Annotated in this window: 16 protein-coding genes; 14 read left to right on the top strand and 2 right to left on the bottom strand. The window is 38.3% G+C overall.

What is annotated here, in order from left to right; all coding sequences use genetic code 11:
• Positions 1-52 precede the first annotated feature (52 nt).
• Together MUW56_RS02205 and MUW56_RS02200 are read left to right on the top strand one after the other, a co-directional pair.
• Entirely contained in the window at positions 53-403 is a 351-nt protein-coding gene (locus tag MUW56_RS02205; RefSeq protein WP_292011649.1) for an ArsC/Spx/MgsR family protein, read from the top strand.
• Positions 404-649: 246 nt separating this feature from the next.
• Positions 650-2,791 carry an alpha-N-acetylglucosaminidase gene (locus tag MUW56_RS02200; RefSeq protein ID WP_292011648.1) on the top strand — a complete coding sequence of 714 codons (2,142 nt, stop codon included), beginning with the start codon at positions 650-652 and terminating at the stop codon, positions 2,789-2,791.
• Between the two features lie 65 nt (positions 2,792-2,856).
• Here MUW56_RS02200 and MUW56_RS02195 read toward each other — a convergent pair whose 3' ends face one another.
• Entirely contained in the window at positions 2,857-3,162 is a 306-nt protein-coding gene (locus tag MUW56_RS02195) for a DUF493 family protein (RefSeq protein ID WP_292011647.1), read from the bottom strand.
• Positions 3,163-3,200: 38 nt separating this feature from the next.
• On the bottom strand, positions 3,201-3,872 hold the full coding sequence (locus MUW56_RS02190; RefSeq protein WP_292011646.1) for a DUF4197 family protein: 672 nt from the start codon (positions 3,870-3,872) through the stop codon (positions 3,201-3,203).
• 348 nt (positions 3,873-4,220) lie between these two features.
• Between MUW56_RS02190 and MUW56_RS02185 the strand changes: the two genes are divergently transcribed.
• The 12 genes from MUW56_RS02185 to MUW56_RS02130 all read left to right on the top strand — a co-directional run bounded on the left by MUW56_RS02185 (position 4,221) and on the right by MUW56_RS02130 (position 22,822).
• Positions 4,221-6,824, top strand: a complete 2,604-nt coding sequence (locus tag MUW56_RS02185) for a SusC/RagA family TonB-linked outer membrane protein (RefSeq protein ID WP_292011645.1) — start codon at positions 4,221-4,223, stop codon at positions 6,822-6,824.
• Between the two features lie 40 nt (positions 6,825-6,864).
• The gene (locus tag MUW56_RS02180; protein ID WP_292011644.1) at positions 6,865-7,062 is read left to right on the top strand and encodes a hypothetical protein; all 198 of its coding nucleotides are present in this window, start codon (positions 6,865-6,867) and stop codon (positions 7,060-7,062) included.
• 4 nt (positions 7,063-7,066) lie between these two features.
• The gene (locus MUW56_RS02175; RefSeq protein ID WP_292011643.1) at positions 7,067-8,518 is read left to right on the top strand and encodes a RagB/SusD family nutrient uptake outer membrane protein; all 1,452 of its coding nucleotides are present in this window, start codon (positions 7,067-7,069) and stop codon (positions 8,516-8,518) included.
• 71 nt (positions 8,519-8,589) lie between these two features.
• Positions 8,590-9,981, top strand: a complete 1,392-nt coding sequence (locus MUW56_RS02170) for a glucoamylase family protein (protein WP_292011642.1) — start codon at positions 8,590-8,592, stop codon at positions 9,979-9,981.
• A 256-nt stretch (positions 9,982-10,237) separates the two neighbouring features.
• Positions 10,238-10,945 (top strand): prolyl oligopeptidase family serine peptidase, encoded by a 708-nt coding sequence (locus tag MUW56_RS02165; RefSeq protein ID WP_292011641.1) that lies wholly within the window; start codon positions 10,238-10,240, stop codon positions 10,943-10,945.
• 198 nt (positions 10,946-11,143) lie between these two features.
• Positions 11,144-13,471 carry a beta-glucosidase BglX gene (bglX, locus tag MUW56_RS02160; protein ID WP_292011640.1) on the top strand — a complete coding sequence of 776 codons (2,328 nt, stop codon included), beginning with the start codon at positions 11,144-11,146 and terminating at the stop codon, positions 13,469-13,471.
• Positions 13,472-13,564: 93 nt separating this feature from the next.
• Positions 13,565-13,960: a hypothetical protein gene (locus tag MUW56_RS02155; protein WP_292011639.1), complete on the top strand. Its 396-nt coding sequence runs from the start codon at positions 13,565-13,567 to the stop codon at positions 13,958-13,960.
• Between the two features lie 259 nt (positions 13,961-14,219).
• Positions 14,220-15,857 carry a T9SS type A sorting domain-containing protein gene (locus MUW56_RS02150; protein WP_292011638.1) on the top strand — a complete coding sequence of 546 codons (1,638 nt, stop codon included), beginning with the start codon at positions 14,220-14,222 and terminating at the stop codon, positions 15,855-15,857.
• A gap of 2 nt (positions 15,858-15,859) precedes the next feature.
• Positions 15,860-16,966 carry a hypothetical protein gene (locus MUW56_RS02145; RefSeq protein WP_292011637.1) on the top strand — a complete coding sequence of 369 codons (1,107 nt, stop codon included), beginning with the start codon at positions 15,860-15,862 and terminating at the stop codon, positions 16,964-16,966.
• 154 nt (positions 16,967-17,120) lie between these two features.
• On the top strand, positions 17,121-18,572 hold the full coding sequence (locus MUW56_RS02140; protein WP_292011636.1) for a hypothetical protein: 1,452 nt from the start codon (positions 17,121-17,123) through the stop codon (positions 18,570-18,572).
• Positions 18,573-18,589: 17 nt separating this feature from the next.
• The gene (locus MUW56_RS02135) at positions 18,590-19,180 is read left to right on the top strand and encodes a hypothetical protein (RefSeq protein WP_292011635.1); all 591 of its coding nucleotides are present in this window, start codon (positions 18,590-18,592) and stop codon (positions 19,178-19,180) included.
• A gap of 6 nt (positions 19,181-19,186) precedes the next feature.
• Positions 19,187-22,822: a DUF6443 domain-containing protein gene (locus MUW56_RS02130; protein WP_292011634.1), complete on the top strand. Its 3,636-nt coding sequence runs from the start codon at positions 19,187-19,189 to the stop codon at positions 22,820-22,822.

The following is a 22,822-nucleotide window of genomic DNA, read 5'->3' as shown; positions in this document are numbered from 1 at the left end:
AAATTCTTGCTAAATTTGTTAGAAAGCACGTTTAATTTTAAATCAATAGAAGATGCTAGTTAAGGTTTTACATAACGGGAACTGTTCGAAATCAAATGCTGTACTGGAGTACCTGGATGAAAATGGGGTACCTTTTGAGATTATCAATATCATGGATGATCCGTTAAGCGTTTTGGAGATTAAAACGGTATTGAAGAAACTTAATCAAAGCGTTTTCCATATCATTCGCAAAACAGATAAACTGTATGTGGAACAATATGCAGATAAGAACTTTTCCGAAGATGAATGGATCAAAATACTGTCTGAAAATCCGTCACTGATACAAAGACCTATTTTGATAAAAGGTTCAGTAGCGATGCTGGGAAGACCTATTGAAAATGTGAAATTCTTTATTGAGAAATAATAAATAAAGACTAAATACAAAGAGGCTGTTTCCATCTGAAGCAGCCTTTCTTGTTTTACAAATCTAATTTTCGATACAAATTTCTTTTTTTAATAATATCTCTTAATTGATTGTTTTTTAATATACTAATTGATTATTTTTTGCGAAAAAGTAACAGCTGTTTGAGTAAAAACATATGGTTCTTTCGTAATTCCTGCTTTAGTATATTGAGAAAAGTTTTTTATTTTAGTATTATAAGATAGTATTATGCTAAAAATAAAAAAGATATTGTTTCTCTTTTATCTGCTTTGTGGAGCATCGGCCGGGGCACAGGATTTTTCGGCAATTCAGAAAATCGCAGACAGGAGATTCCCGTGGCTAAAGAATAAAATAATAATTAAAAAAATACCCCTGGAAAATCACAAAGATGTATTTATTCTTCAGACAGAAAACAATAGGTTGAAAATCTCAGCTTCTTCTGTGAGTGCAGCATCCCGTGGATTAGACTGGTATGTAAAATATTATGCGCATCAAAGTATTTCCCATCTTGGAAATAATGTGAAAAATCTGGATCAGCTGCCTGTGATTAATACCCCTGTAAAGAAAAAATCATTTATCACATATCGATATGCGCTTAATTATTGTACAATCAATTATTCTTACAGCTTTTATACTTGGGAAGATTGGGAAAAGGAACTAGACTGGATGGCACTTAATGGAGTCAATATAATGCTAGCACCGGTAGGTACAGAACTTATCTGGTACAATACATTGATACATATAGGATATACTGATGCCGAAGCAAGGGCCTTCATCGCTGGTCCTGCCTATACTGCCTGGTGGTTGATGGGGAATCTGGACGGTTGGGGAGGACCTGTAAGTATTAAATTGGTACAACAACAGGCTGATCTCCAGAGAAAGATTCTAAAACGGATGAGTGAGCTGGGAATAGAACCTATATTGCAAGGGTTCTATGGTATGGTGCCCCAATCCTTGAAAGAAAAAATCCCCACAGCTAAACTTATAGACCAGGGGAAATGGGTAGCATTCAGGCGGCCAATTATTTTAGATCCTACTACTGACACCTTTGCAAGAATTGCCGATATCTACTATAATGAAATAAAAAAGCTTTATGGTGATCGTGTTCATTATTTTGGTGGCGAGCCCTTTCATGAAGGGGGAAGTACAGGAGGTATTAATATAAAAAAGGCTGCAGAAGATATTCAGTCTGCTATGCTTAAGAATTATCCGAACAGTACATGGGTGTTACAAGGGTGGCAGAATAACCCTTCGAATGAATTATTAAGTGGCTTAAATAAAGAAAATACATTAATTATTGAACTCTTCGGCGAAAATACCAATAATTGGGAAAAACGCAAAACTTATAATGGGACAGATTTTATATGGTCTAATGTGAGTAATTTTGGTGATAAAAGTGGTTTGTATGGTAAGTTGCAACGTTTTATTGATGAGCCTTTTAGAATTAAAGATAGTGAATTTAGCAAAAATCTTAAAGGTGTTGGGATAATTCCGGAGGGTATTTATAATAATCCAGTAGCCTATGATCTTATGTTGGATTTGGCTTGGTATGAGACAAAACCTGATCTCAATATTTGGTTGAAACATTATACAGAATACCGTTACGGGAAATACAATCAGTTTATTTTTGAAGCTTGGAAAGAGTTTGCACAGACAATATATAGTAGCCCCAATGTCAATCAGGAAGGTCCGTCAGAGAGCATCTATTGTGCCCGCCCGTCACTGGAGATTGAATCGGTATCTTCATGGGGAACCCGAACAAGAAATTATGATCAGCAACGTTTTAAAAAGGCCGTACAGCTTTTCCTTCGGGCAGACCGGGAATTTATGAATTCAGAGACCTATTTTACTGATAAAGTAGACTTTCTTAGACAGGTGTTGGCGAACAAAGGGCAAGAAACTTATGATGACCTGCTGAAATCAATCAACGAAAAAAATCCTCAAAAAATAAAACAGGCAGGAAACAAATTTTTGCAAATGATTATTATGCAGGATCAATTAACAGGGAATAGTAGGTATTTTACACTAAATCGTTGGTTAAAACAGGCTTGTGATTTTGGGAAGTCGCTGGCGGATGATACTGAAAATATATTGTATAATGCTAAATCACAGATTACCTTTTGGGGACCAGAGAATAGTCCTGAAACACCTTTGCGTGATTATGCTCACAAAGAATGGAATGGATTATTGGGATCTCTGTACTTCCAACGTTGGAAGTTATTTATTGATGATGCGATAAAGGGGCAAATAACTGCTCCGGAAACTTTTTACCAGATGGAAGTAAAATGGGCTAAAAAGAAAGAAATGTATCCAGCTGTGAACTCTAAATCTAGTGAATTGAGTGAGCTTCAAAATAAAATTATGAAATAAATGCTTGCTTAATATACGGATGATATAAACAAGAAAAGCTGCCTTGTGAGACAGCTTTTAAATTTTTACAATAGAATAACGCCTTCTATCTTGGCTACTTCTTTATAAATATTCACTACCTGATTCGCATCTAGCACAAATGCATTAATATTGCAGGCTGTATATCTTCCATTTTTGCTTTCGCGGTTTCCCAATGTAAATTTAATCCCATCAAAAACCCTGTATATCTCAGTAAGTTTTGACTGGTCTGTAGGAATAATAAATTTAAATAAATAATCCTCCGGAAAATCGTGATGATCTTCCAGTTTTTCCTTTAAAGATTCATAAAAATCTTCGGGACTTGCGTGTTGATTTCCTTGTAATATATCCATCTGCAATTCTTAATAATATAAATATAGTGAAAATTTTTCTATTTTCCAAATGGTCCCAGCAGGGATTTGGAGTTCTGATGTTCATAGTCTTCGATAATATTGAATAGTCCGTTGACCAGTTGTTCTGAAGCCAGCTGGCTAAGCCCGCCTGCATTTACTGTGTTGTTGTTTCCTCCTAAAAGACTTCCCAGAAAATTGCTTCCTGATAAAGCCGTGTTGATGGTCTTAACGATTCCGTATTCATTCAGTTTCTCATCTACCTTTGGGGCAATGGCTGCCACAAGCTGCTGAGATGTTTTTTCTTTCAGGATCTGCGTTGCCGTAGTTCCCTGGATAATCCTCGTTACGTCCTGTGCATTTAAGCTGTTGACGGCACCCTGTAATATCGGCCTGGAGGTCGTAACAGTATACGCTGCCGCCTGTGCGATATAATCTCTTTCCTTAGCAACTAATGATGGGGCTATTTTCTCAAGCATAGCATTGATGTCTCTCAGCTCTTTAGGAAGCGCCTTGTCTACCATATTATTCTGTAGAAAGGCCTCTTTGTTAGCATAGACTCCCATTCCTTTATCAATTCCGTTGAGTAGCATTCTTTTAATAATAGAAAGTCCCATATCGGATGTCGCCAGGGTAGTACAGGATTGTACTGTAGTGGTAATAACTGCGCCGGTTCCGATTAAGATAGCCGCTGCAACAATATATTTTTTCATTGATCTTTTTTGTTGGTTTCTCAAAAACTGCACCAAAGGTAAATACTATTATCATATTAACAAAATATTAATTCAGGATACGCATTTGGTGAATTATTTCAAAAAAATATTGATTTTATCATTGGTGAAATGATAGTAAATCGGCAGTTGTCTTGAGATTAAATTCATAAATTCTAATTGTTTCATGTTTTCTGCCTAATAAAAAACAGGTGTTTTTAAATTTTTAAGATATATTAACATTATTCGTTTTTTTTTATATTTTTGAATAATGTCTTTTTTTGAGAATATACACTTCTTCTAAAAAAGAGAATTTTCGAAAATTGATTGTACGAATAAAATTGAAACTATATGAAACAAGGCAATTTAAAGTATTCATGCCTCATCGCAGTTTTATACTTCGGTATGAATGTAGATGCACAGGTTACCAAGGATTCTGCCAAAGTCCAGAAGATTGACGAGGTCGTAATGATTGGATACGGAAGCCGTAAAAAAGTAGATAACACCACATCTGTCAGCTCGATCAGTGCGGAAGAAGTAACCAAAACAAAGGTTTTAAATGCTTCGCAGGCCATTCAGGGTAAAGCTGCAGGGGTACAGGTTATAGCTTCTGATGCACCAGGCTCTACTCCTACCGTAATGATCAGAGGTCTGGGGACAGTATTGGGGGGAAGAACTCCCTTATATGTAGTAGATGGAATGTTTACTGATAATATTAATAACATCAACTCCAATGACATTCTGACATATGATGTGCTGAAAGATGCTGCTGCATTGGCGATTTATGGTAACAGAGCTGCCAATGGGGTTATCATTATTACCACAAAATCAGGTAGGGGCAAATTAAGCGTTTCCTATGACGGATTAGTTGGATTTAGAAGTCCGTTAAAGACGATCAAGATGGCCAATGCTTCAGAATTTGCCATCTATAATAATGCAGGTTCAAAAAGTGATTATTTAAATCCTAATCAACCCTACAATACGGATTGGTTCAATGAAATTACCAGAACGGGGATTTACAACCAGCATAACTTATCCATTTCCGGATCTTCTGAAGTTGCAAAATACTTTTTAAGTTTAAGTAATTATGATGAACAGTCTATTCTTAAAGGAACTGATTATAACAGAACAACAGTAAGAACTAATAACGAATTTAGAATTACTAAAGGGATCAGGCTGGCTCAGACTTTAAGTGCTACTTTTACCAATGATACTCCTAAATCATTCGGGGCTTTTACCAATGCTTATAAACAATCACCATTAGTCCCTGTATATTATCCAAATGGAAAATACGGCCAGCCAATTATTAATAAAGCTAGCGGTGATATCAGTTATGAGGGAGGAAGGTTTAATAATGTAGCGAACCCTGTAATGCAGCTTGCTTATGACAACCAGAAAGGGAAAAATTTCTTGTTGCAGGGTGGTTTGAAATTAGATGTGGATATTGTTAAAGATTTAAAATTTACTTCTCAGTTTAGTGGAGAATACGGCAATTATAAATACTATAATTTTGTAAACTCTAAGGCTTTCTGGTTGGATAGTGATCCGATGAGAACTGAAAATCTTTATTCAGCTACCTCTCCAAAAACGAGATTAACCAATAAAAGTCAAAACTATTATAACTGGGTACTTAATAATTATTTGACCTATACCAAGAAAATTGACAACCATGATATTGAAGTTGTTGCTGGTACAGAAGCTTCCGTAAAGAACGGTCTGGAGACTTTAATCATTAACAGAAAAGATGTTCCTGTTTCACAAGACTACTGGAACCTTGATAAAGTAGATTACTACGGTAATTTATACAGTGACAATGATACAAAGGCTATTGAATCCATTAAAGGAAACAGGAATACAACAATTTCTTATTTCGGAAGATTCCAATATAAATTTATGAACCGTTATTTATTGAGCGGAACGATCAGAAGAGATGGTTCTTCTCAGTTTGCTGCTGGTAATAAATGGGGTACATTCCCGGCGTTTGGTGCAGGTTGGATCATTTCCGAAGAAAACTTTCTGAAAGACGGATTCTTTGATCTGTTGAAGGTTAGAGGAGGATGGGGTAAAATCGGTAATCAGAATGTACCTCTGAATTATTTACCACTTTCAATGGGAGCTAGCTACAATTATGCTTTTGGAAGCTCTCCTGTAAGTAACGGAGTTACTGTCAACAAAGGTTATGATCCGGATTTAGGATGGGAGGTTACAGAAGAATCTTCTCTAGGCTTGGATTTTGGTATCTTGGACAAGAGATTAACCGGTACTTTCGATATTTATAACAGAAAGACAAAAAATCTTATTTTGGGGGTTGTACCATATTTGGCAACCGGGATTTCTGATGTGAATTATTCTCATATGGGAAGTGTGGTGAATAAAGGAGCTGAGGTAAGCTTAAACTGGGCTGATAAAATAGGTGAAGATTTTACTTATTCAATAGGTGCCAACTATTCTTATAATAAAAACACGCTTGCCAGCATAGATCTTTCTAAGCCGGTTTCCCAAATAGTAGGAGGAAATCTTGGTAACGGAGTGGATACCAAACTTTTCAATGCTTCGGCAGTAGGGTATGCTTTGGGTAGTTTTTATCTGTATGAAGCAGACGGTTATGATGAAAAAGGAAATCTGAAATTTAAAGATTTGAATGGTAATGGCGTAACGGACGGAGGAGACAGACGTTTTTTTGATTCTTATATACCAAAATCAACATTAGGGGTGAATATCTCCATGTCCTATCAAAACTGGGATTTCGCGCTTAATGGTTACGGAGCTTTCGGATTTAAAGTATATAACGGTAAAAAAGCACAGAGAAGTGGCGGTGAAAATGTTGAGGCTTCTGTAGCTAATAATTTCTGGACACCAACAAACACTAACGCCGCGAATCCTGTAAATCCTGCAAATATTCCAATTGCATCAACATTCTATCTTAGAAAGCGGAGATTACTTCAGAATCAATAATATTTCGGTAGGATATACCTTTAAGAATTTAACAGATTACGTGAAATCAATTAAATTGTATGTAAGTGCGATTAATCCTTTTGTGTTCCAGAAATATTCAGGATACTCTTCTGAATTATCAGGATATAATCCTGCAGATTCTACTGCCGAAGGAGATCCCTATAAACGTGCAGGAGTAGAGTTGGATGCTTATCCTACATTGAGATCTTTTGTATTTGGTGTTAACCTAAACTTTTAAAAAAATGAACAAAAAATATATCATAGCAGCGGCATTTTTGATTGTAGGAGCTGTTAACCAAAGTTGCAGTAATGATTTTATAGATGTATCCCCTACAGAAGCAATTCCTGAGTCTGCGCTTGGTGAAATTTACAACAATGATGAAGGGGCAAATAATTTGGTTACCGCTATTTATGCCAAGTTTTTAGACTGGAATATGAGTACGTTTGCCTGGATCGGGGTGACGTCAATTGTTTCTGATGATGCGGACAAAGGCTCTAGTGCAAGTGATTCCGGTTCAGATAAAGATATTTTAGATGCTTTGACCTTTACAGCAGCAACGCCATCGTTCAAAGAATTATTTGCTTCTAATTATCAAGGGATTAATAGATGTAATCAGGCATTGAAATACCTTCCTCAGTTAGATAAAGCTGATCCGCAATTACGGGAAAGGTTAACCGGTGAAGCCAAATTTTTAAGAGCATTCATGTATTTTACTTTAGTGAGATCTTTTGGAGGAGTTCCTTTGGTAGACCACGTTCCGGTAACAGGAGTTGAAGCAGATAAACTGATGACGCTTACCAGAAAAAGTAAAGAGGAAATTTATGCATTTATAGAAAAAGACCTTAAAGAGGCAGCAGCAGTTTTGCCATCTGGAACCGGAGGACAAAGAGCTACAAAAGGAGCAGCCCATGCACTTTTAGCTAAGGTCTATCTATATCAGAAGAAATGGCAGCTGGCTGTAGATGAAACTAATTTAGTGACAGGTTATTCATTGACCCCTGTATTCCAGGAGATTTATAAAGTGTCAGGAGAAAATAATGCTGAATCCATCTTCGAAATTAATGGTAGTGGCGGAACAGCAGGAAGAGCAATTCAACAATACAGCCAGGTTCAGGGAGCCAGAGGGACTACCGGTTGGGGCTGGGGATTTGCTACACCTACTCAAGGGCTGTATGACGCTTACTCTGCAGCAGATACAAGAAGGGATGCTACAATTATCCATAGAGATATGACATTATATGACGGATATTATGTAGGTCCAAATACAGAAAATAAATTCTATAATTATAAAGCTTATTCTTCGAACTACAGAGATCAGGCTTCAACAGATGTAAACATTCGCTATTTGAGATATGCCGAGGTATTGTTAATCAGAGCTGAAGCAATGAACGAACTGGGACAAACTTCTGCAGCGATTCCTTTCCTGAATCAAGTAAGAAACAGAGCGAATATCGGGAATACTCCTGCATCTTCTCAGGCAGATGTAAGATTAGATATCTGGAAACAAAGAAGACTGGAGCTTGCTTTCGAGCACGACAGATGGTTTGACCTTGTGAGAACAGGACAGGCTCAGGCGGCAATGGCTGCAGACGGGAATAAGAAATTTATCGTTGGAAAACATGAATTATTCCCGCTTCCGCAAGACTTTATTATGGAAGCAGGTGGATTGTCAGCTCAAAACCCTGGCTATTAAATTTAATTAATAAACTTTAGAGGAGAATGAAAGTTCTCCTCTTCTTTTAGACCCCTATAAAAAGAGATCTCATGAAAAGGAACGTATTATCAATTGCTATCACCTCTTTATTCTTTGTCTATTCCTGTAAAAATGCTCCCATTGCGAAACAGGAAATTGGAAAAACTGAAGCTGTAAAAAGCAATATTACGGATGAACAGCTGATGGATAGAGTGCAGAAAGATGCCCTGAAATATTTCTGGGATTATGCTGAGCCTCATTCGATGTTGGGAAGAGAACGTTACCATGAAGACAATATTTACCCTGATAATGACAAACATGTTATTACCACCGGAGGTTCAGGATTTGGACTGGCCACTATTCTTGTGGGAGTAGAAAGAGGCTTTGTTCCAAGAAAAGAAGCTGTGAAAAGACTGAGTCATATCATGGATTTCTTAGCCAGGGCAGATCGCCATAAAGGAGCCTGGTCTCACTGGATCAATGGTGAAACCGGAAAAACGGTCCCTTTTGGTAAGAAAGATAACGGAGGAGACCTGGTAGAGACGGCATTCCTTACTTCAGGAATTCTCATGGTCCGTGAATATTTTAAAAACGGAAATGCTGAAGAAAAAGCTTTGGCGGCAAAATGTGATGAGCTGTGGAAGGGAATCCAATGGAACTGGTATACCAAAGGAGGTGAAAAAGTATTGTACTGGCACTGGTCACCGGAATACCAGTGGGAAATGAATTTTCCTCTGGAAGGATATAATGAATGTCTGATCACGTATATTTTGGCAGCCTCGTCACCTACCTATTCCATTGACGCGGAAACATATTATAAGGGCTGGACGAGAAACGGAACCTATCTCACAGAGAAAACAAAATACGGATTACCCCTTTACGTAAAACATAACTATGCCGAAGAATACGGAGGTCCGCTTTTTTGGTCCCAATATTCATACATAGGTCTTGATCCGACCGGATTATCAGATAAACTGATTAAAAATTATTTTGATATCAATAAAAATCAGACCCTTATCGATTATCAATACTGTGTGGAAAATCCAAAACAATGGAAGGGCTATGGTCCGGACTATTGGGGATTGACGGCCGGTTATACCAGAAATGAAGACGGAACCACAGGCTATACGGCTCATATGCCAACCCATGATAATGGAGTCATCACTCCGACAGCTGCTCTAAGCAGTTTTCCATACACTCCAAAAGAATCAATGGCTTTTCTAAGGTTTATCTATACCCAGAAACCTGAGTTTATTGGAACGGCCGGGCCATACGATGCTACTTCGATCAATTACAACAATTGGTTCACCCCGAGATATCTTGCAATTGATCAGGGGACAATAGCCCCGATGATAGAAAACTACAGATCAGGATTCCTGTGGAAACTGTTTATGAATGCTCCGGAAATTCAGCAGGGCTTGAAAAAATTAAGCTTTCAGTCTCCGAAGTACGGAATACAATAAAATGATCCCGAAAGGATAAATGTTGAAACGCAAAGGCCCGAAAGGATAATACTGACAACAACTTGTTAGGCCGCAGGGTTTGCCTCTGATAAGAATTATAGTTTTCAATAGGTAATTTATAGCGGCATCACCTCTGAAAATCTTTGATTTTCTTGGACCTTAAAACAGGATGGAAAAATAAACAAAGCTTTGCGCCTTTGCGTTTCCAACAAACTAAAAATTAAAAAATAACTCTAGCCAGCCCCTAAATTACAATATGAAATTAAAATTAAAACATGTTCCTTTTTTACTCCTTCCGTTTTCATTATCGCTGAACGCGCAGGAGGTAAAAGCCGAGCTTAACAAAGAAATTAAGAGAGCCGAAAAAATATCCTATATTCTGGATTATCCGCAAAAAACCAAAGGAAATGTTCCTTTGATTGTATTCCTCCACGGTTCAGGGGAAAGAGGAAATAATCTGGAAATGGTAAAGGCACACAGCCCGTTTACCTATAAAGAACTGATCAAGGAACCGGTTGCTATCCTTGCACCGCAATGTCCTGCAGATACCTGGTGGGATACCGTTACGGTTTACCATTTGATCAAAGAGATTCAGAAAAAATATAAAATTGATGCGTCCAGGATTTACCTTACGGGACTTTCCATGGGAGGCTGGGGAACGCTGAAGCTGGCCATGGAACATCCGGAAATGTTTGCTGCTGTCGTATCAGTCTGTGCCCCGACAGATCAGGTAATGACTGCTAATATTCAGCAATATAAAGATTTGAATATGAAAATTTTTCATGGCGGAATGGATGATGTCGTTTTGCCCGAGAATGCTTTTAAATTTTACCAAAAGCTGCATCCTGTCAATCCTGCGGCAGAATTGGTGATTTTCCCGAATGATAATCATAATTCCTGGGATTCGGCCTATTCAAATCCTCAGCTGTATGAATGGATGCTGTCAAAGAAAAAAAATAAATAAATCCGAGATTTTCCTTTCCGGGTCAATCTTAAGGTAAATTAATCCGTATTTAAGGTGATAAACATTAAGATTGTAGAATAATTTCCCTATTTTTGGGTATTGTCCTTTTGAGAGACAATAAAACAGGCCCATTATACGGAATCAGTTAAAAATAACGTTTTAACGTTAAATAAAATAGAACAATAAGAAGTTAGATTTATGAAAAAACTAATCGTACTCGCTGCCTTAGCTCTTTCGCCGGTATTCTCGGCGCAGGAAATGGTGGATAAACCCGTACAGTCTTATCAGACAGCCCAATATCAGGCAAAAAAGAAAGCCTTTGTAGATCATTTGTTATCTAAAATGACATTGGATGAGAAAATCGGCCAGCTCAACCTGCCGACTTCCGGAGATTTTACGACCGGAATGGCTCAAAGTTCCGATATTGGAAAAAAAGTAGAGCAAGGATTGGTAGGCGGATTGTTCAATATAAAGGGAGCTGATAAAATTAAAGCCGTTCAGAAAGTAGCCGTTGAGAAAAGCCGTTTAAAAATCCCGATGATTTTCGGAATGGATGTTATTCATGGCTACGAAACTACGTTTCCTATTCCATTAGGATTAGCATCATCATGGGATATGAATCTGGTACAGCAGTCTGCGAAAGTAGCCGCAAGAGAAGCCGCTTCAGACGGAATCAACTGGACCTTCTCTCCGATGGTGGACATTTCCCGTGAGCCAAGATGGGGAAGAGTTTCCGAAGGTTCCGGAGAAGATCCGTACTTAGGAAGTGAAATTTCAAAAAATATGGTCTACGGTTACCAGGGGAAAGACCTGGCCAACGGGACCAGTATATTGGCCTGTGTAAAGCATTTTGCATTATACGGAGCCGGCGAATCGGGTAAAGATTATAATACCGTTGATATGAGCCATGTAAGAATGTTCAATGAGTATTTCCCTCCTTACAAAGCGGCTGTAGATGCCGGAGTAGCTTCGGTGATGGCCTCTTTTAATGAAGTGGACGGAGTTCCTGCTACAGGGAACAGATGGCTTCAGACCGAGGTATTGAGAAACCAATGGAAATTCAAAGGTTTTGTAGTAACAGATTATACCGGGATCAATGAAATGGTTGACCACGGAATGGGAGACCTTCAGCAGGTTTCTGCCCTGGCTTTAAAAGCAGGGGTGGATATGGATATGGTAGGAGAGGGCTTTTTAACAACCTTAAAAAAATCCCTGTCCGAAGGAAAGGTTACCCAGGCTGAAATCGATATGGCAGCGAGAAGAATTCTTGAAGCAAAATATGATCTGGGCCTATTCGATAATCCATACAAGCATGGAGATGCAAAATTGGCAGCAAAAGAAGTGTACAATATGGAAAACCGTAATATTGCAAGAAATGTTGCGGCCCAGTCAATGGTTTTAATGAAAAATGAAAACCAGGTGCTGCCATTGAAAAAATCAGGAACTGTTGCGGTAATCGGCCCATTGGTGAACAACTCGATGAATATGGCAGGAACCTGGAGCGTAGCTACCAAGCACGCCATTTCTGTTAATCTGGTGCAGGGGCTTCAGGCGAATTATGGTAAAGAAGTAAAATTCCTTTCCGCAAAAGGTGCCAATATCGATTATGATGCAAAATTAGAAGAGATCTATGCTGCCCATGGTAAGAAAACCGATAGAGATAGCCGTTCTAAAGAAGAATTACTGAAAGAAGCTGTTGATATTGCCAATAAAGCAGACGTTATTGTTTTGGCTATTGGTGAATCTGCTGAGATGAGCGGTGAATCTTCATCAAGATCAGAAATTACCATTCCTCAGTCTCAGGTTGATTTGTTGAACGAATTGAAAAAGACAGGAAAACCAATCGCAATGGTACTTTTCACAGGACGACCATTAGCATTGACCAATGTAAAGGATACGCCTGATGCTATTTTGAATGCGTGGTTCCCGGGATCAGAAGCAGGAAATGCCATTGCAGATGTTCTTTTTGGAAAAGTAAACCCTTCAGGAAAGCTTCCGATGACATTCCCAAGAAGCCTGGGGCAGGTTCCGATCTATTATAATGCTAAAAATACAGGACGCCCTCTGGATCAGAAACTGGTTGATAAATGCGAATATCAAAGATTCCGTTCCAATTATATGGATGAGTGCAATACACCGCTGTATCCTTTTGGGTACGGACTGAGCTATACCAAGTTCAATTATTCAGATATCAGTGTTTCCAATGCCAATCCAAAAGGAAATCAAACCATTCAGGCCTCGGTAACAATAACGAACAACGGGAATTATGACGGGGCAGAAGTCGTTCAGTTGTATATCAGGGATTTTGTAGGAAGTATTACAAGACCGGTTAAAGAATTGAAAGGGTTCCAAAAAGTATTTTTGAAAAAAGGAGAATCGAAAAAAGTAACCTTTGCTATTAGTCCTGAAAATCTGAAATTCTATAATGGAGATCTGAAATATGACTGGGAATCAGGAGACTTCGATATTATGATCGGAACCAACTCTGATGAGGTGAAACATTCAAAAATTAACTGGACAAAATAAGGAAGTAAAAGTTTTTCACAGGAATGTGTTTTGTTGGTCCTTTGGCATGGTTTTTAATAATACCTCGGTAGCTATCATAACAATACAACAAACATGAAAAAAACAATTTTACTTAGCGCAATGTTCCTTGGTTCTTTAGTGTTCGCACAGGAAAAACCGATGTTAGGGGGTGACAGAGATGCTCACGGATGTATCGGATCAGCAGGATATACGTATTCTCAGATTAAGAGAGACTGCGTAAGAGTTTTTGAACAGAAAATCAAGTTAACGGAGGTGGCTCCAAAAGGAAGTTCTACTTCAATGGCAGCCGTGATCTTCAGCAAAGACATGAAAAAAGCTGAGGTGTTCGTTAAAGATGCAGAGAATGGAAGCATAATTCTTACCAGACCAGGAAAAGCAAAAGCTTGGAAAAAAGAGGGTTATGTACTCGTTCCTTACAAGAAAAGCGGCTATCAGCTTAAAAAGGATAATGTCGTAATCTATCGATAAAATCATTTAAGAAATGAAAGGCCACTCGAAAGAGTGGCCTTTTTTTATTTGTTATCGGATTGATGTAAAGAATTTACCTTTAAAATACGACATGTTCTGTCGCTTTATCCAGTTACTTTTGTGTCAGTAAATATTAATATTTAAAAAATCATAGTGAATTTTATATTAAATTAAAATAATAAATCTTTTTGTTGTGAACTAAAAGCAATATTTTTGCAACCAAATTAAAAATCAATAATAACTCAAATTAAACACTGACATGAAAAAAATGTATCTCTGTGTATGTACCTTATACGCATTTTTCGGCCTGTCTGCCCAGGAAGTGATCTGGCAGAAAGATATCAGGTCTTCCACACAGGATTTCCTAAGCCAGGTGACCACGACCATAGACCAGCAGTATTTAATCACCGGAAGCTGTATACAGTCAAGAAGCGGGAAGCCTGAGGCTGGAAGTAAGCAAAACAACGGTTACGACTACCATCTTGTAAAACTGAACCAGCAGGGTGAAGAAGTCTGGGAAAAATACTTCTCCGGCCAGAACCATGATTACTTATCCGCTGCCGTTACCACCCGGGAAGGAGGATTTCTTGTTGCGGGAACTTCCTATTCGGGGAAAGGGCTCGATAAAAAAGAAGAATCCAGAGGCGGATCAGATATCTGGCTGATAAGAATCAATGAATTCGGAGATGAGCTGTGGCAGAGAACGCTTGGAACTTCATCGGACGAAGAATCCAGAGCGGTAATCCAAACTACAGACTTAGGATTCTTTGTAGCAGGGAATGTGCAAAACTCATCTAAAGGCTACGGTTCCAAAGATGTATGGATCATCCGGCTTGACAAAGACGGCAAAGAACTTTCCCAGCTGATCTTAGGCGGAAGAGGGCTGGATGAAGTCGAAAAGATGATTCCCACGAAAGACGGCGGTGCTTTATTGGGCATCTATTCCAGAAGCGGCGCTTACATGAGTAATTCTCAATCAGCAGCGACTAATCCTGTTTCGGCTGAAAAGCCTGCTTCCTCAGCAGCCATTAGCCCAATGCCAAAAGCCAGCAGCAATTTCGGTGAAGGCGACTACTGGATCGTAAAACTGGATAAGACCGGGAAAGTAGAATGGGAAAAGAACTTCGGCGGCAAAGGCGATGACCATATCAGAACCCTCGCTTTAACCTCAAACGGTTTCATTATCGGTGGAGAGTCCCGATCCGAAAGATCCGGCAATAAAACCGTAGGCATCGAAGAAGGTACAGACCTCTGGCTGATCTCACTGAATGAAAGAGGCGACGAGCAGTGGCAGAAATCCTACAATTTTAAGAACCGCGATATTTTGATGGGAATGAGTGTAATACAGAGTCAAGATCCAGGAATCAAGAATCAAGACATCACCAAAGGAATATTGTTGGGCGGTTATACTCAGGCCGAAGGCAGAATAGAAAAAGATGATGAAACCTTCTGGATGCTGTATATAGACGGAAACGGTAATGAACAGTGGAGAAAACATGTGAATGGAGACTCAAGACGAAGAGAAGAGAGACTTTCAGATATCAGGCTGAACAGGGACGGTTCTATTATATTGGCCGGTACCAGCGCCGAAGAACTGGGCAAAGAGAACTGGAAGATCGTGAAGCTGGGTGATAAGCAGGTGAAAGATCTGATCCAGAAATACGACATCAAAATCTATCCGAATCCTGTATCCGACTATGCTTATGTGGAAATCGGCTTTGAGTTTAAGGAAGCGGAGATTGTAGTTTATGACATGAGCGGAAGGCAGGTTCAGCATCTGAAAACTAAAAATACGGTAACCAAAATCAATACCCAGCCTTTGATTCAGGGTGCTTACCTGGTAACGATAAAAACGGATACGAATAAAACGGCGAATGCTAAAATGATTAAGAAATAAACATGAAAAAAATATACAGATTAATTGTGGGTGGCATACTTATGCTTAGTGGTAGTTTTACCTCTGCCCAGGTCAATAATAACAGCATACAAAAGAAAAATATAGTCGCTTTTCCAACATCAGCAAATGCATATGCAATGGATAAGGTGGGGAAACTGGCTGTTGATATGTTTAGGGGAAAAGCAAACATCAATATCCCTTTTTACACGGTAATTGTAGATGGAGTCAGTATTCCGGTTTCACTTTCTTATAATACAGGAGGAATAAAATTAAATGAGGTTGCAAGTACAACCGGTCTGGGCTGGTCATTGAATATTCCCAGTAGTATCAGCCAGAATATCATGGATAAAGATGATAAAAAGTCTTTGATGTATACTAAAGATATTAATGTGGTTAATGCTAATATCAGAAGTGTCGGGATGTATGATAATGATATTCGTCAGATGATAGATGATCATTATGGAGGTGTATATGATACAAGACCTGACATCTTTAATTACTCACTGCCTTTTGGAGGAGGAAGTTTTATTTTTAATAATGATACAGGATATACTATTCCCCACGAGGATCTTCTGATTACAGGCACCAATAATAAAAAAAATATTAAAGTCGTCAATACGGACGGAACCTCTTATTTCCTAAGTTTAAAAAATTCAACACTTGTAAATTCAGGAATTCCCGGTGATACCGGATCAGGTTCAGAGACATTATATCAGATAGATAGTATAAAGACGATAAATAATAAGAAAATTTTATTTGAATATGCCAAACAATATTCCTATCAGGAAAAAACAATTACTGAAAAGGCTAATATTGATATTTCACGTGAACTTGATCCTATTGCTGATTTACCGGAAAGTTTACCAGCCTATGAGAGATATATGGGGGATATTGTTAATATGGAAAAATTACTGTCAAAAATTATCTTTCCTGATGGGGTTATATATTTTAATTACTCAAATGATGGACTGCCTTTTTCGGACGGTACTATTTTTAGAAAAGATTTATCCGGATCAAATGGCATAGCATTACGTCAGGTTTTAGTAAAAGATAATTATGGGAATATAATTAGAAACTATCATTTAAATTTTTTCTTATTTCATATCTAATCCAGCTGTTGATTTTCAGAGTTATAGACTTAAATTAATAAATGTATATGACAATTTACAGAAGAATTATTATAAATTCTCTTATAATGAAGTTATTCCGTTTCCGGCAAGAAATTCTAATAATGATGATTATTGGGGATATATAAATTCTACAATGTATGGCGAAACCTCAGCTAATCTCCCTGATAAAATTTATACAGATTATACAGCAGAGAATATTACAATACCAGCACAATACACAAGAAATAGAAATACCAATCCGGACTATACTCAGATTGGAGTTTTAAATAAAATTGTATATCCAACGGGAGGAAGTAAACATTTATATTATGAAAATGCTAATAAATACTTTACCCGGACAGATTATCAATGGGGATACACAGACAATTACATTAATGTTTTGAGTGAACCTTCTGGAGGTATAAGTGACGGTTTCGGCAACGTAAATAAGACCGTTACAATACCTTCTGGTTTTTTTGATGGAAAAGAATCACCAAAAATCAAACTTACCTTTGGAAATACCTGTGAAAATAATATGGATGATGAAACCAGTCAGGTACATGATACATCTTGTTATGGGAATGCTATAGCTGGCGGTATTCAGTATGGAACAAATGGAAAACCAGCATCTTTTGAACTTAATAATATCAGTAACTCTATTGATATTTCATTGTCCAGAATGGGAAAATGTTCTTGTGGATACGCTGTAGATGTAATCTATGGGAGATATAACACAACGAATACAAATATGCCTATTGGAGGGCTTAGAATTAAGAAAATAGAGGATCAGAATGAAAATAATCTGGTCAATACATATAATTATAAATATGAAATTCTAGATCCATCAACTAATACTTTCAAGAGTAGCGGAGTTCTTAATATGCCTTTTCAGTATACCAGCCTTCTAAAGAGATATGTCACAATGGGAACTGATGGAACAGAATTATATTCTCCTTCCATACAAAAATATTTGGTTGTTAATAACTCAAATGCTAATTATAATGCATATGGTTCTTCGGATGTAATTACGTATAAGCAGGTTACAGAATATAATGACTTAGGACAAAATATAAATATTTTTTCACAAATAAATAATTCGGATAGTTATAAGATGTATACTCATGTTTATTCAAATTATAATGAATGGAAAAATGGATTATTGGAAAAAAGTACTATTTTGAATAGACTAGGAGATACTTTAAAAGTTGAAGCGAATAAATATGCTTTTAATTCTTTGAAAAACCCAAAAGCGGGCTTTATTACAGGAGCTTCTGAGCAAATTGGATTTGCATTAAATTTAGATATTGCTAAATTTCCTAAACGTGTAACAGGTAGTCTTCCAGATGAGCACGGACAAGCCATATACGAGCAATTATATGCGGTTACTAAAGAAATTATTGGGATAAATTCAGGAAAAGTAGAGAAGACTGAATCTAAAGTGACCGAGTATTTCCCTGGAAATAAGGTGGTTGAAACTACCACAAAATTTTCTTATTATGATACGGATATTGATAAACCGATCAATATAAAATCTGTATCTGTAAAGTTTCCTGATAATACAAGTACAGAAACTAATTATCAATATGCCCACGAAAAAATAATCTAAAACTCATTATTGCCAATATGGTGGGCATTCCATTGGAAGCAACAGAGATTAAACGACAAAATATAACTGATGTTTCAGGAAAGATACTTTCAAGAGTAGAAACGAAATATGATAATCTTTTAATGTTACTACCTACATCTGTAGTTTCCTATGGGCTTCAGAATAATACACCTTTGACGGAAGTCACTTATGATAAATATGATTCAAAAGGAAACCTTCAGCAGTATACCACCAAAGAAGGGATTTCCACCGTAATTATCTGGGGCTATAACAATACCCAGCCTATTGCCAAGATCGAAAATGCCAAATTAACGGATATTCAGCAATCCCTGATTACGGCACTGGTTAGTGCTTCGGATACAGACGCCGCTGCTGTACCCAATAATGATGAGACTGCTTTACTGAATGCCTTTAAAAATTTTAAAAATAGCTTATCGGGTTATCAGATCACCACGTACAGCTATGATCCATTGATTGGCGTAAGAAGCATCACCCCGCCCTCAGGAATTACAGAATATTACCTCTATGACTCGGCCAACCGTCTTGAAAAAGTAGTGGATGTAAACGGAAAAGTATTGAAGGAAATGAAATACCATTATAAAAACTAACAAACGATGAAAAAGATAATTACACCTCTCAGTGCATTATTTGTGGTGGGGTTTTCCTCTGCGCAAACAACACCGAGTCCCGCAGAAAATTATATTTACAGTAAAACCTATTTATCAGACCCTACACTTGCCAATCCCAAAACCTCAGAAACGGTTCAGTATTTTGACGGCCTGGGAAGACCCAAGCAGGTCGTGAATGTCAAATCCTCGCCATTGGGCAGAGATGTGGTGAGCCATATCGAATATGATGATTTTGGAAGACAGGTAAAAGAATTTTTACCCGTTCCCCAGCAAGGAACTCAAAACGGAGCAATTTACACCTCTCCATTAACCAATGCTTCCCAGTCCTCCCTTTACGGATCAGAAAAGATCTATGCAGAGAAATTACTGGAAAACTCACCGTTAAACAGGATCCAGCAGCAGATCCAGGTAGGAAATGCCTGGCAGAATAAGCCTGTGAAATTTGACTATGATGTGAACATTACAGGAGAAGTTATTAAATATACCACAACGACCACCTGGGAAAATGGTGCCACTAAGTCTACCATTGATTACGGAGGGACTTATGATGGCGGACAACTATATAAGAACACAATAACCGATGAAGACGGCAACAAAACCATAGAATTCAAAAACGGCAGAGGACAGCTTTTGTTAGTGAGAAAAGTCCTGAGTGCTACAGAAAATGCAGATACGTACTACGTATACAATGAATATGACCAGTTGGCCTTGGTGATTCCCCCCTTATTATCAAAAAAGGTACACTGGCAATGGGAAGATCAGCAGGCTTTAGCTTATGAATACCGTTATGACGGCAGAAACCGTTTGGTCGAGAAAAAACTGCCTGGAAAAGGCTGGGAATATATGGTGTATGATCAGGCGGACAGGCTTATCATGACCCAGGATGCCAATATGCGGGAGAAAAGCAAATGGCTGATTACCAAATATGACCCATTCGGGAGAGTGGCTTATACAGGGATCATTGCCGGAGGAAGCAGAAGCAGCATGCAGTCCCAGGCAGGGCATCTCATAATAGTGGAGAACAGGAGCAGTACAGGATTTACCAAAAACGGAATGCCGGTTCAGTACAGTAATGGATATTTTTTTGATATTGAAACGGTTTTAAGTGTCAACTATTATGATACTTACCCGCAATATAGTTTCAATCCCTCTTTCCCAACCACCATTCAGGGCGGGCCTACCTTAACCGATACCCCTTCATCAGCAGGAAGAAGCACCAAAGGCCTTCCCGTGATGAGTTTGGTAAAGAATATCGAAGATGACAGCTGGAGCAAGACCTACACCTATTACGATGACAAAGCAAGAGCCATTGGTACCCATTCCATCAACCATCTGGGAGGCTATACCCGTACAGAATCCCTGCTGGATTTTTCAGGAACCCCTCAAAAGACGGTGACCGAACACAAAAGGCTGACAACTGAATCCGGAGTAAAAGTAACAGAACGCTTTGGCTACGACTCCCAGAACAGATTAATACAACATTGGCATCAGGTAGATGATAAACCAGAACAGCTACTCACAGAAAACAGCTACAATGAACTTTCCCAGCTTAAAAATAAAACAGTAGGGAATAACCTGCAGAGCATTGATTATGCCTACAATATCCGTGGCTGGCTGACCGGTATCAATAAAGACCAGATGTCAGCGGCCAATTTAAACGGAAAACTCTTCTCTTATAGAATTAAGTACACCCAGAAAGAAGGAATTGATAACCCGGACCCGTTACAGTTTCCCGGAAAGAATGTAAAAGCACTCTACAACGGAAACATAGCAGAAGTAGACTGGAGAGCTGTAGAAACCATTGGAGCCAATCCGCCAATGACCCCTAAAAGATATGGGTATGCCTATGATGCTTTAAACAGGCTGACAGCAGGATATTACCAAAACCCCAACAACCCATACAGCAAGGAGCATACAGAATCCATGACTTATGACCTGAACGGGAATATTACCAATCTCTACAGAACCTCTGTAATGGAAAGCGGAGGTACTATTGCAACCAAAATTGATGACTTAGCCTATACTTATACCGGCAATCAGGCAGCCAAGGTTAATGATAGTTCAAATAATCCTTCAGGCTATGAAGGAGGTGGAAACACCATTGAATATGACCTTAATGGAAATATGTGGAAAATGCCGGATAAAGGGATCAGTAAAATCAAATACAATTACTTGAACCTACCTTACAGGATAGAATATGGAGACTTAGGATTACAGGGTTCCCATAATTATCTCTACAGGGCAGACGGAGTTAAACTTCAGAAAACCATTCCAATGTCAGAATGTGGCATTGTAAATTGCTATACCGTCACCGATATCTCAGACTACCTGGACGGCTTCCAGTATTTCCATTCGGTAACCTCCGGTAATGGAGGCAGTGGAGGACTTGAAGGACTGGCATTGCTTTCTCAGCAAACCAAATATGCCTACGAACAGCAGGCTTATACCATTGATGGAGGAGCGGCCAATTTAGTTGCTGCCATTAAAACTCCGGATCTTAGATTTTTCCCTACTGCGGAAGGATTTTATGATTATGTAAAAGATCAGTATATTTACCAATATAAAGATCATCTGGGTAATGTGAGAATCAGTTTCGGAAGAAACAGCGCCAATGCTCTTGAAATCACGGATGCCAATGATTATTATCCGTTTGGGATGAGCCATCTGAAAACCGGAAATGCTTTCTATGGAAAAGGAAGTTATCAGAATTATAAGTACAATGGAAAGGAGCTTCAGGAAAGCGGAATGTATGATTATGGAGCAAGGATGTACATGCCGGATCTGGGAAGATGGGGGGTTGTGGATCCGCTTGCAGAGAAAATGACTAGACATAGTCCTTACAATTATGCATTTAACAATCCACTAAGATTTATTGATCCGGATGGAAGACAAGGGACGGATTGGGTGAGGGATAACGGAACTCAAAATCTCCGTTGGGAAGCATCTGCAAAAGATCAGGGTACTTCACCTGCTGGAACTACCTATGTTGGGGAAACATTCAAAGATGGTGATCTAAATTATGCTGCAAATGGTAAAGTTTATGATGATTCTGCAGCTGGCGGAGGAAAAGAAACTTTTGCAGAAACAAATATAGAAGCTATTGCTATAAAAGCTCCAGAGAGTTCATTATCAAAAGCTTGGAATAGTGGTGTTGCACGAAATATAATATCAGATACTTACTCTATGGGCTTATCATCTAATGTTACTGCATTTTTAGGAGTGGGTACAACACCTATCAATTTTACATTATTAACCAGAGGAAAAGATCCTGGATTATACTTTACTCCAACAGTAAATGCTGCAATAGGAACAGGTATAGAGGGAAATGCTGGTATTACTTTTGGATCAGGAACATATACGGGAGATTCAAGACAAATTCAAAGTTCATTCATGCAAGGGCACTCAGGAGGAGCTTCTGTAGGATTAGGGCTTGGTGTAGATGCTTCAGCTGGAGTTTCTTACGCTCCTGTTGATATTAAAAACCCAATAAAAGGAGGTGGATTTATTAATGTTTCTGGACAGGTTGGAGTAGGTATACAAGGAAGTCCGGTTACTGGAATAAATGCCCAATTGAATTATCAATATACACCTATTGTAAAACCTATTTTCCAATTTAAATAG

The organism is Chryseobacterium sp. (genome assembly GCF_022869225.1).
Taxonomy (GTDB): Bacteria; Bacteroidota; Bacteroidia; order Flavobacteriales; family Weeksellaceae; genus Chryseobacterium.
Note: the sequence above shows the minus strand (reverse complement) of the source record. Positions and strands in the feature narration are given on the sequence as shown.